The organism is Streptomyces sp. NPDC093795, from assembly GCF_044764665.1.
GTDB lineage: Bacteria > Actinomycetota > Actinomycetes > Streptomycetales > Streptomycetaceae > Streptomyces.
Genome location: NZ_JBIWIO010000010.1, coordinates 241,688 through 253,029 on the forward strand (window position 1 = coordinate 241,688; position 11,342 = coordinate 253,029).

The 11,342-nt window shown below is 71.9% G+C and carries 10 protein-coding genes; 7 read left to right on the top strand and 3 right to left on the bottom strand.

Annotated elements, in window-relative coordinates; genetic code table 11:
- Nucleotides 1-27 precede the first annotated feature (27 nt).
- From ACIRB7_RS26185 to ACIRB7_RS26195, 3 genes are all read left to right on the top strand, one after another.
- Complete coding sequence (locus ACIRB7_RS26185) at nt 28-1,044, top strand: agmatine/peptidylarginine deiminase (RefSeq protein ID WP_403603119.1); 1,017 nt, start codon at nt 28-30, stop codon at nt 1,042-1,044.
- Nucleotides 1,045-1,158: 114 nt separating this feature from the next.
- Complete coding sequence (locus tag ACIRB7_RS26190) at nt 1,159-1,704, top strand: TetR/AcrR family transcriptional regulator (RefSeq protein WP_403603273.1); 546 nt, start codon at nt 1,159-1,161, stop codon at nt 1,702-1,704.
- Nucleotides 1,705-1,779: 75 nt separating this feature from the next.
- The gene (locus ACIRB7_RS26195; protein ID WP_403603121.1) at nt 1,780-3,114 is read left to right on the top strand and encodes an MFS transporter; all 1,335 of its coding nucleotides are present in this window, start codon (nt 1,780-1,782) and stop codon (nt 3,112-3,114) included.
- Between the two features lie 10 nt (nt 3,115-3,124).
- Here ACIRB7_RS26195 and ACIRB7_RS26200 read toward each other — a convergent pair whose 3' ends face one another.
- The gene (locus tag ACIRB7_RS26200; protein WP_403603123.1) at nt 3,125-3,832 is read right to left on the bottom strand and encodes a hypothetical protein; all 708 of its coding nucleotides are present in this window, start codon (nt 3,830-3,832) and stop codon (nt 3,125-3,127) included.
- A 565-nt stretch (nt 3,833-4,397) separates the two neighbouring features.
- Between ACIRB7_RS26200 and cimA the strand changes: the two genes are divergently transcribed.
- The gene (gene cimA / locus ACIRB7_RS26205) at nt 4,398-6,014 is read left to right on the top strand and encodes a citramalate synthase (protein WP_403603125.1); all 1,617 of its coding nucleotides are present in this window, start codon (nt 4,398-4,400) and stop codon (nt 6,012-6,014) included.
- Nucleotides 6,015-6,110: 96 nt separating this feature from the next.
- A complete protein-coding gene (locus ACIRB7_RS26210) occupies nt 6,111-7,457 on the top strand; it encodes a hypothetical protein (RefSeq protein ID WP_403603127.1) in 1,347 nt (448 codons plus the stop codon).
- A gap of 8 nt (nt 7,458-7,465) precedes the next feature.
- Here the strand turns inward: ACIRB7_RS26210 and dnaN are convergent, their stop codons facing one another.
- On the bottom strand, nt 7,466-8,569 hold the full coding sequence (gene dnaN / locus ACIRB7_RS26215; RefSeq protein ID WP_403603129.1) for a DNA polymerase III subunit beta: 1,104 nt from the start codon (nt 8,567-8,569) through the stop codon (nt 7,466-7,468).
- Nucleotides 8,570-8,709: 140 nt separating this feature from the next.
- On the opposite strand from dnaN, the gene ACIRB7_RS26220 reads away from it, so the two are divergent.
- Nucleotides 8,710-9,861 (top strand): serine hydrolase domain-containing protein, encoded by a 1,152-nt coding sequence (locus ACIRB7_RS26220; protein ID WP_403603131.1) that lies wholly within the window; start codon nt 8,710-8,712, stop codon nt 9,859-9,861.
- A gap of 78 nt (nt 9,862-9,939) precedes the next feature.
- Here ACIRB7_RS26220 and ACIRB7_RS26225 read toward each other — a convergent pair whose 3' ends face one another.
- A complete protein-coding gene (locus tag ACIRB7_RS26225; RefSeq protein WP_403603133.1) occupies nt 9,940-10,551 on the bottom strand; it encodes a YceI family protein in 612 nt (203 codons plus the stop codon).
- Between the two features lie 246 nt (nt 10,552-10,797).
- On the opposite strand from ACIRB7_RS26225, the gene ACIRB7_RS26230 reads away from it, so the two are divergent.
- Nucleotides 10,798-11,307 (top strand): hypothetical protein, encoded by a 510-nt coding sequence (locus ACIRB7_RS26230; protein ID WP_403603135.1) that lies wholly within the window; start codon nt 10,798-10,800, stop codon nt 11,305-11,307.
- The last annotated feature ends 35 nt before the right edge of the window (nt 11,308-11,342 follow it).

Sequence of the window (11,342 nt, forward strand, 5' to 3'; positions counted from 1 at the left end):
TACTCCTGAGACTCCTAGGACTCCTCGATGACCTACCGCATGCCCGCCGAGTGGATGCCGCACGAGCGCACCTGGATGGCCTGGCCCAGCCCCAACCCCACCTTCACGAACGAGGACGAACTCGCCGAGGCCCGCGAGGCCTGGGCGTCGGTGGCCCGCGCCGTCCGCCGCTTCGAGCCGGTCACGCTTGTCGTCGCCCCCGGCGACGCCGAGTCGGCCCGCGCCCTCGTCGGCTCCGACGTCGACCTGGTCGAGCGGGACCTCGACGACGCCTGGATGCGGGACATCGGCCCCACCTTCGTCACCAACGGCACCGAACTCGCCGCCGTGGACTGGGTGTTCAACGGCTGGGGCGCCCAGGACTGGGCCCGCTGGGAGCACGACTCCAAGATCGCCCGCCATGTCGCCGACCTCGCGGAGGTCCCCGTACTCTCGTCCTCCCTCGTCAACGAGGGCGGCGCCATCCACGTCGACGGCGAGGGCACGGTCCTCCTCACCGACACCGTCCAGCTCGGCGCCGGCCGCAACCCCGAGTGGACCCGCGAGCAGGTCGAGGCCGAGATCCACGCCAAGCTCGGCACCACGAAGGCGATCTGGCTCCCCAACGGCCTCACCGGCGACTACGGCCTCTACGGCACCCAGGGCCACGTCGACATCGTCGCCGCCTTCGTCCGCCCCGGCACGGTCCTCGTCCACAGCCAGCAGGACCCGGCCCACCCCGACTACGAGCGCTCCCGGATGTACGTGAACATCCTCCGCGGACAGACGGACGCCCAGGGCCGCCCCCTGGAGGTCGTCGAGATCCCGGCCCCGACCGTCCTCAAGGACGAGGAGGGCGACTGGGTCGACTACTCCTACATCAACCACTACCTGTGCAACGACGGCGTGGTCCTCTGCGCCTTCGACGACCCCCACGACGAGCTCGCCGCGGAGATCTTCCGCCGCCTCTTCCCCGAGCGCGAGGTCGTCCTCGTCGACGCGCGGGCGATCTTCGCAGGTGGGGGCGGCATCCACTGCATCACCCAGCAGCAGCCGAGGGTCTGAGCCGCGGCGGGCATGCGGTAGAACGTACGAGTGAGTCAGAGCAGCAGCCCCGTGCCCCCCAGCCGCCGGCGCAACCAGGCCGCCCCACCCCGCGAGGACGTGCTCGCCGCCGCCATGGGCACGATCGCCGAGCGGGGGCTCGACGGGCTGACCATGGCCGGCCTGGGGCGGCAGGTCGGGATGAGCAGTGGGCACCTCCTCTACTACTTCCGCACCAAGGACGAGCTGCTGCTCCGGACCCTGGAGTGGAGCGAGGGGCGGCTCGGGGCCGAGCGGAGCGCGCTGCTCTCCGGCCCCGGCACCGCGCGCGAGCGGCTCGACGGGTACGTCGACGTGTACGTGCCCGAAGGGCCGCGCGACCCGCACTGGACGCTGTGGCTGGAGGTCTGGAACCGCTCGCAGAACGCCGACGCCGACGCCCGCGCCCGGCAGGCCGCCATCGAGGGCGCCTGGCACCGGGACCTCGTCGCGATCCTCGCCGAGGGGGTCTCGCGCGGGGAGTTCAGGCCGGTCGACCCCGACCGGTTCGCGGCCCGGATGCGGGCCCTCCTCGACGGCTTCAGCGTGCACGTCGCCGTCGGCATCCCGGGCACCGGGCGGGAGCAAGTCATCGCCCATGTGCGGGAGTTCATCGCCGAAACCCTGATCTCGCGACCGTAACGCACGCAAGTACTCCCGATCGTTGCCCGCGGTGACCTTGTGAGGCGTGGAGCGGGTCCGGCACGGTTCCGGACCATGGGACGAGAGCACTGGAAGAAGATCTGGGTAGGTTCGGCCGGCAACATGGTCGAGTGGTTCGACTGGTTCGTCTACGCGAGCTTCGCCACCTACTTCGCGGGGGCCTTCTTCCCCGAGGGCAACGACACCGCCAAACTCATGAACACCGCGGGCATCTTCGCCGTCGGCTTCTTCATGCGGCCCGTCGGCGGCTGGCTCCTCGGCCGGGTCGGCGACCGCAAGGGGCGCAAAGCCGCCCTCACCCTCACCGTCACCCTGATGTCCGCCTCCGCGCTCCTCATCGCGGTCGCCCCCACCTACGCCGTCGCCGGATACGGCGGCGCCGCCGTCCTCCTGGTCGCCCGCCTCCTCCAGGGGCTCTCCGTCGGCGGCGAGTACGCCGCCAGCGCCACCTACCTCACCGAGGCCTCGGCCCCGCAGCACCGCGGGTTCGCCTCCAGCTTCCAGTACGTCTCCATGACCGCGGGCCAGATCCTCGGACTCGGCCTGCTGCTCATCCTCCAGCACACCCTGTCCAGCGAGGCCCTGCACAGCTGGGGCTGGCGCATCCCCTTCGTCATCGGCGCGCTCGGCGCGGCCGTCGTCTTCTACCTGCGCCGCACCATGCTGGAGACCGAGGTGTACGAGGAGACCGCCGACGGCGCCGTCGCGGGCGACCAGAAGGGCACCCTCAAGGCCCTCTGGGCGCACCGGCGCGAGGCCTTCCTCGTCGTCGCGCTCACCATGGGCGGGACCGTGGCCTACTACACGTACACCACCTACCTCACCAAGTACCTCTCCAACTCCGCCGGGCTCCCCAAGCAGACCGCCACCCTGGTCTCCTTCTGCGCCCTGATCGTCTTCGCCTGCCTCCAGCCGCTGGCCGGACGCCTCTCCGACCGGATCGGCCGCCGCCCGCTCCTCATCACCTTCGCCGTCGGCTCCACGCTGCTCACCGTGCCGATCATGACGATGCTGAGGCACGCGGGCTCCTTCTGGCCGGCCCTCGGGCTCTCCCTCCTCGCGCTCGTCGTCATCACCGGCTACACCTCGATCAACGCCTGCGTGAAGGCCGAGCTCTTCCCCACCGGCATCCGCGCCCTCGGCGTCGCCCTGCCGTACGCCGTCGCCAACGCCCTCTTCGGCGGCACCGCCGAGTACGTGGCCCTCTGGTTCAAGGACGCCGGCATCGAGTCGGGCTTCTTCTGGTACGTGGCAGGCTGCGCGGCCGTCTCCCTGATCGTCTACCTCACGATGCGGGAGACCCGTGACATCGACCTCGGCCGGGTGGGCCGGGCGGAGAGGCCGGAAGGGGCCGGCGAACAGGAGAAGGCGTCAGCCCCCGCCGTCTGACTCGTCCCGTTCACGGGCTCGCACTCGCGCGGGCGCTCTCCACCCGCTGCTGGAGCTTCTGGAGGAGGCCCTGGGCCCGCGGGCCCAGGGCGGCGGCGTCGGCACGGGTCTCGTAGACGATCACGCTCACCACGGTGTCGCCCGTCCGGCCGGTGTACACGACGTAGGGGAAATCGGTCTTGGCGCCGGCGGCGTCCGCCGTCTGCGTCCCCTCCTCGGCCATCGCCTGGTCGAGCCCGGTCACCTCGGGCGCCGCGGCCTGGCGGACCGAGGACCAGCGCGACTTGTCGAACTGCTGGGTCGGACAGCGGCGCGTGGTGTCCTCGGCGCTCTCGACGAACGACTCGGCCGTCTCCGCGTCCACGAAGACCCGGACGTCGGTGGTCGAGTAGAGATTCGACCGACTGTTCAGCACGGTGCGGCTGACCGCGGCCAGGGTGCCCGACCTGGCCGCCTGCTCGAAGCCCTTGCAGTCCTGCCCCACCTCGTACTCGCCCGCCGGGTCCCGCTCGTACGGGTCGCCCTTCGTGTAGCCGGCCCCCCAGTCCTCCGGTGTCATGGCCACGCGCTCGGCGAGGGCGTGCGCCCGCGCACGGGAGGCGGAGGAGTCGGGGGGCGGGCTGGACACCGCCGGGCTCGACGGGCCCGCCGCCGCGGGGCTGTCGTCGTCGCCCCCGCCGAGGAGGGCGACCAGGCCGACGCCAAGCGCAGCCGCCACCAGTACTCCGCCGGCGGCCATCAGGGCGACGCGGCGACGGCCGTCCCCTCCTCCGGGGGAGGGCGGGGGCTGCGCGGTGGAGCCGGAGTCCGGGCCCGTGGCGTGGCCGGCCCCGGAGTCGCGCCGGGGGCCGCGCTCGGGGTCGGGCTCCGGCGAGGACGGGTGGAGTGGTCCGGAAGGCGGCCCCGAGGGAGGTCCGGAAGGTGGTCCCGAGGGCGGCCCGGAAGGCGGTGGAGTGTTCACGCGGATGATCCGTACCACCGGCACGCCGCCCGCATCCTGAGACTGCGCTGCTGTCACCCGCGCGGCTGTGCCAGAATTCCGGCGTGCTCGCTACCACGATGATTATCGGCAGCAGCGCGCCGGTCCTCAGTGGCCACTGAACCGCGGAACGACCCCCGCGGCAGTGGACACCGTGCCCCAGACCCGCGCGCAGACCTCTCGCACCCGCGAGGGGTTTTTTCGTTTTCCGGCCCCACCCATGCCGGAAGCGGACGACGCGTGAGAATGGGGGCAAGTGGATCCAGACCTTCCGGAGCCACATCCGACAGGAGCCATCACAGTCATGACCACGGAGAACGCCGAGAGCTCGCGCCTCGACGACAGCTTCCATGTCTTCGACACGACGCTGCGCGACGGGGCGCAGCGTGAGGGCATCAACCTCACCGTCGCGGACAAGCTGACCATCGCCCGGCACCTCGACGAGTTCGGGGTGGGCTTCATCGAGGGCGGCTGGCCCGGCGCCAACCCCCGCGACACGGAGTTCTTCGCCCGCGCCACGCAGGAGATCGCGTTCAAGAACGCGCAGCTCGTCGCCTTCGGCGCCACCCGCCGCGCCGGCGGCAAGGCCGCCGAGGACCCGCAGGTCAAGGCCCTCCTCGACTCCGGCGCCCCGGTCATCACCCTGGTCGCCAAGTCGCACGACCGGCATGTCGAACTCGCCCTGCGCACCACCCTCGACGAGAACCTGGAGATGGTCCGCGACACCGTCGCCCATCTGCGCTCCCAGGGCCGCCGCGTCTTCGTCGACTGCGAGCACTTCTTCGACGGGTACAAGGCCAACCCCGACTACGCCAAGGCCGTCGTCCGCGCCGCGCACGAGGCCGGCGCCGACGTCGTCATCCTCTGCGACACCAACGGCGGCATGCTGCCCGCCCAGATCCAGGCCGTCGTCGCCACCGTCATCGCCGACACCGGGGCCCGCCTCGGCATCCACGCCCAGGACGACACCGGCTGCGCCGTCGCCAACACCCTCGCCGCCGTCGACGCCGGCGCCACCCACGTGCAGTGCACCGCCAACGGCTACGGCGAGCGTGTCGGCAACGCCAACCTCTTCCCCGTCGTCGCGGCCCTGGAGCTCAAGTACGGCAAGAAGGTGCTGCCCGACGGCGCCCTCGCCGAGATGACCCGGATCTCGCACGCCATCGCCGAGGTCGTCAACCTCACCCCCTCCACCCACCAGCCGTACGTCGGCGTCTCCGCCTTCGCCCACAAGGCCGGACTCCACGCCTCCGCGATCAAGGTGGACCCCGACCTCTACCAGCACATCGACCCCGAGCTGGTCGGCAACACCATGCGGATGCTCGTCTCCGACATGGCCGGCCGCGCCTCCATCGAGCTCAAGGGCAAGGAACTCGGCGTCGACCTCGGCGGTGACCGCGACCTCGTCGCCCGGGTCGTCGAGCGGGTCAAGGAGCGCGAGCTCCAGGGCTACACGTACGAGGCCGCCGACGCCTCCTTCGAGTTGCTCCTGCGCGAGGAGGTCGAGGGCCGCGCCCGCCGCTACTTCCGTACGGAGTCCTGGCGCGCGATCGTCGAGGACCGCCCCGACGGCACCCACGCCAACGAGGCCACCGTCAAGCTCTGGGCCAAGGGCGAGCGGATCGTCGCCACCGCGGAGGGCAACGGCCCGGTCAACGCGCTCGACCGCGCGATGCGGCTCGCCCTGGAGCGGATCTACCCGCAGCTCGCCAAATTCGAGCTGGTCGACTACAAGGTCCGCATCCTGGAGGGCCGCCACGGCACCGAGTCCACGACCCGCGTCCTGATCACCACCGGCGACGGCAACGGCGAGTGGTCGACGGTCGGCGTCGGCGAGAACGTGATCGCCGCCTCCTGGCAGGCCCTGGAGGACGCCTTCACGTACGGGGTGCTCCGGGCCGGGATCGACCCGTCCGAATAGATCGACCTGTCTGAACAGGCGGGCCGTCCGAACAGATCGATCTGTCCGAATGATCCGACTATGTCTAGTTCGGCGTCGTTCGGGTAGCGTCGAACCATGAGGATGAGGCCGCTGTCCGTACTGTCGGCCCTCGCCGGGCTGATACTGCTCCTGCTCCTGGCCCTGGTCCCCTCCGCGGGCGCCAGGGCCACGGGGATACCCGACGCCGCCGCCGCCCTGAAACAGGGCCCGGTGTACGTCGACCCGGGCGCCGCCGGCCAGCTGTCGAAGGCCGAAGCCGACGCCCTCGCCCAGAAGATCAAGGACGCGGACAAGCCGCTCTTCGTGGCCGTCCTCCCGGCGAACGCCCAGTTCCCGCCGACGGGCCTCATCGACAACCTGCGCGCGCAGACGGGCGCCGCCGGCCTGTACGCGGTACGCCTCGGCGACCGATTCGACGCGGGCGTCGACCCCTCCGTGGCGTCCCCCTCCGCCATCCAGAACCTCGTCACCTCGGTACGCCAGCCGAACGTCGACGCGGCCACCGAGCTCAACAACTTCGTCGACCAGGCCCTGCCCACCCTGCGCGGCTCCGCCCCCTCCACCTGGGGTTCCGTCGACACCGACTCCGGCGTCCCCGTCGCCGGCCTTGTGACCCTCGGGGCCGTCGTGGCCGTCGGCGGCGCGAGCGCCTACGCGGTCGTCCGCCGCAACCGGCTCCGCAAGGAGGCCGAGGAGCGGGCGGCCCTCGACAAGCTGCGGGTCGTCGTCGACGAGGACATCACCGCGTTCGGCGAGGAACTCGAACGCCTCGACTTCCACCCCTCCGAGCCCGGCGCCGACGACGCCATGCGCGGCGACTACGAACACGCCCTCGACTCGTACGACAAGGCCAAATCGCTCATGGCCTCGGCCGGGCGCCCCCACGACGTCCGCCCGGTCACCGAGGCCCTGGAGGACGGCCGCTACTCCCTCGCCGTCCTCGCCGCCCGCCGCGAGTCCCGCCCGCTCCCCGAGCGTCGCGCTCCCTGCTTCTTCGACCCGCGCCACGGCCCCTCCGCCGAGGACCGCACCTGGACCCCGGCCGGCGGCGCCGCCCGCCAGGTCCCGGTCTGCGCCGCCGACGCGACCCGCCTCGACGAGGGCCTCGACCCGATGGCCCGCACGGTCGACGCGGACGGCGTGCGCCGCCCCTACTGGGAGGCGGGCCCGGCCTACGGCCCCTGGGCCGGCGGCTATTTCGGCGGCGGCATCCTCCCGGGCCTCCTGATGGGCACGCTCCTCGGCTCGATGCTCGCCACCCCGGCCTACGCCTCCGAGTACGGCGGCGGCGACTTCTCGGGCTCCGACTTCAGCTCCGGCGACTTCGGATCGAGCGACTTCGGCGGCGGCGACTCGGGCGGCTTCGGCGGCGGTGACTTCGGCGGCGGCGGAGGGTTCGACGGCGGGGGCGGCGGCTTCTAGGCGGCTCCTCAGACCAGCGGCTTCACCGACATCAGCAGGTGCCGGTGGGCCGCGCCCGGGCCGTCGGTGAGCAGGGCGCGCTGCCCGGGGCCCAGCAGGTGGAAGTGGACCTCGGGGGAGTCCAGGGTGGCGAGGGCGTCGAGCAGGTACCCCGGGTTGAAGGCGACCGTCAGCGTCTCCGTACCGCTCAGGGTCGACGGGAGGCGCTGGGAGGCGATGTCGTCCTCGTACCCCGCCTGGAGGTGGATCGAGGTGGGGGTGAAGGTCAGCTGGACGGGGCTGTCGCCCTCCGCGACGACCGCCACCCGCTTCACGGCCTCGGTCAGCGGAGCCCGCTCGGTGACCGCGAGGGCGGGGTCGCCGAGCGTGAAGAGCTTGTCGTGGCGGGGGAGGCGCCCGTCGAGCAGCCGGGTCGTGGTGCGCAGGCCGTCGCTCTCGAAGCCGATCGAGCCGCCGTCGAGGGCGAGCCGCGCCGGTCCCGCGCCCGCGAGGGAGCGGGCGATCTCGGTCAGGCGGCGCGCGGGCACGACGACATCCGCGTCCTCCCCGGCGGCGCCGGCCTCCGGCTTCCACTCCAGGGTGCGGACGGCGTAGCGGTAGCGGTCGGTGGCCGCCAGGGTCATGGTCGTCCCGTCCAGGGCGAGCCGTATCCCGGTCAGGACCGGCAGCGAGTCGTCCCGGCCCGCCGCCACCGCCACCTGGCCGACCGCCGCGGCGAAGGCGTCCCCGTCCACCAGGCCGCGGACCTCGGGCAGTACGGGCGGGGTCGGGTAGTCGTCGAGCGGCAGCAGGGAGAGACCGAAGCGGGCGTCACCGGAGGTCACCGAGAGCCGGGCACCCTCCACGGCGAGCTCCGTGCGGCCCCGGGGCAGCACCTTGCAGATGTCGAGCAGCCGCCGGCCAAGCACCAGCGCCCGCCCCTCGACGTCCGTGTCGGCCTCGACCTCGATGCGGGCGGAGGCCTCGTGGTCGAGGCCGGAGACCCGCAGCCGGCCGTCCGCCGCCTCCAGGAGCAAGCCGCCGAGGACGGGCATGGGGGAGCGGGCCGGCAGGACGCGCGCGGCCCAGGCCACGGCGTCGGTCAACACACCGCTGTCGATACGGAATTCCATGCCACCGACGCTAGCGGCCCCCACTGACAACGCCGTTGACCTGCGAGTTCGGGCGTCCCAGGGCAACGCGGGAAGAAAGCCCACTCCTTGATCGTTCCAGCCTTCGAACACGTCGGAAGGCACCCAGGGGGAGTAGCACCATGAGCGACGTCCACGGCACGGTGGAGCCCGGATTCGAGTCCGTACGGGAGGAGTTCGCCACGGTGGTGGCGGACGAGGCGCGTGACGGCGGCGCCCAGCTCGCCGTCCACCACCACGGCCGTCTCGTCGTGGACCTCTGGGGCGGCGACGGGGTCGACGGGGACTCGCTGCTCGGCCTCTACTCCTCCTCCAAGGGTGCCATGGCCCTGGTCACCGCCCTCCTCGTCCAGGACGGCGTCCTCGACCTGGACCGCACCGTCGCCTCCTGGTGGCCCGAGTTCGCCGCCGAGGGCAAGGGGGAGGTCACCCTGCGCCAGCTGCTCGCCCACCGGGCCGGTGCGATCGGCGTCGACGGCGGTTTCAGCGCCGACGAGATCGCGGACGACCGGGCGATCGCCGCGCGGATCGCCGGGCACCGCCCCTTCTGGGAGCCGGGCACCGGCCACGGCTACCACGGCTTCGTGATCGGCGCCCTGGTCGGTGAGGTGGTTCTGCGGGCCACCGGCCGGACGATCCGGGAGCTGTTCGAGGAGCGGGTCCGCGCCCCGTACGCGCTCGACTACTACCTGGGCCTGCCCGAAGAGCTCGAACCCCGTTTCCGTACGGCCCTGCCGATGCTGCCCACCCCCGCCGAGCAGGCGATCCTCGACGAGAACCCGGTCGCGCCCGACAGCCGCCTGGCCGTCGCGTTCAACTTCAACGCGAACCCGCCGTTCGACATCGTCGAGCACGCCAACTCGCGCAAGGTCCGGGCGCAGTCGCCGGTCTCCGCCGGCGGTATCGGCTCCGCGCGCGGGCTCTCCCGGATGTACGCGGCGGTCGCCGGCGAGCTCGACGGGCGCCCCCCGCTCCTGAAGCCGGACACCCTGGCCGAGGTGGCCCGGATCCACTCCAGGGGCACGGACCTGGTGACGGGCGAGGAGAACGCCTTCGGCCTCGGCTTCGTCCCGCTCGCCACCCGCTACCCGGCCCTGAGCGCGTCCGCCATCGGCCACAGCGGGGCCCCCGGCACCCAGTCCTTCGCCGACCCGGCGACCGGCGTCGCCTACAGCTACGCCCGCCGCCGCTTCGCCTTCGGCGGCGGCCCCGGCGCCGCCGAGAACGCCCGCCTGATCCCGGCGGTGGTCGAGGCGGCCGCCCGCCAGGCCTGAACCCCCAACGCCGAGCGCCCGCCTTCCGCTGCTGCGGAGGGCGGGCGCGCTCGTGTGTGCCAGGGGGGAAGGCCGAGGTCAGGCGGCGTTCTTGATGGCGGAGATGTCGAAGTTCAGCTTGACCTTGTCGCTGACCATCACGCCACCGGTCTCCAGGGCGGCGTTCCAGGTCAGGCCCCACGCGGAGCGCAGGATCTCGGCGGAGCCCTCGAAACCGACGCGCTCGTTGCCGTAGACGTCGGTGGCCGTGCCGTTGAACTCCAGGTCGATGGAGAGCGGCTTGGTGACGTCCTTGATGGTCAGGTCGCCGGTGATCCGGTACATGTCGCCGCCCAGCTGCTCGGCCTGCGTGGAGCGGAAGCTCATCAGCGGGAACTGCTCGGCGTCGAAGAAGTCTCCGCTGCGGAGGTGGCCGTCGCGGTCACCGATGCCCGTGTCGACGGAGGCGATCTTGACGTCGATGGAGGCGGAGGAGGAGGCCGGGTTCGCGCCGTCGAGCTTCAGTGCGCCCTCGTGCTCGCCGAAGGTGCCGCGCACGTTGGTGACCATGGCGTGGCGGACGGTGAAGCCGATGCTGCTGTGCGCCGGGTCGATGGTGTAGTCGCCGGTCAGGGCGGCCAGGGCCGGGTCGACCGGGAGGGTGGCGGTGGCGACGGCGGACTCGTTGCTCTTGCGGTTGAAGAGACCCATGACATTGCTCCTTGTCGGTGTTTGTTGAAGCTTCAACGAGAATGACTGTAACTCCATTCCGTTCAACATTCAACATCTGGGTGGGGTCGGGGGGAGATGTTCACCCGCACGGCGTCACGCGGACGCGTACGCCCTCTGGCGGACGCGCGTAGAACTGCGGCATCATCCCCGTGCGAGACGAGCACCAGAACCACCTGCATCCCCAAGGCCACCCCCCGTCACGGTCACCAGCAGGAGGCACTCCCGATGAAGCTCCGCTCCGTCCTCACCGCCCTCGCCCTCGTCCTCGGCGCGCTCTTCGCGCCGGGCTTCGGCGTCCTCGCCGCCCCGGGCGAGGCCCACGCGGTCACCAAGATCAGCCACGCCACCGCGACCTCGATGTTCCGGTCCTCCGGCATCACCTGGTCCTCGTCCGGCGGCTGCTCCACCCGCTCCAACCCGACCTGTACGTCCTTCGAGCAGCTCAACCTCGCCACCGCCCAGGGCGCCCAGACCCTCAAGAGCGCCAGCGGCTGCGCCCTCAACATCACCGGCGGCACCGAGACCGGCCACGCGAGCGGCACGTACTCGCACTGGAACGGCTACAAGCTCGACTTCAGCAAGTACACCTGCCTCGGCAACTACATCAAGAACACCTTCACCTACATCGGGGTGCGCGGCGACGGAGCCCCGCAGTGGAAGTCCGGCGCCGGCAACATCTACGCCGACGAGGGCAACCACTGGGACGTGACCTTCTACAACTGCGGCGGCTGCTGACCGCTCGCCGAGCCCGACGAGCCCCCTCCGGTGGT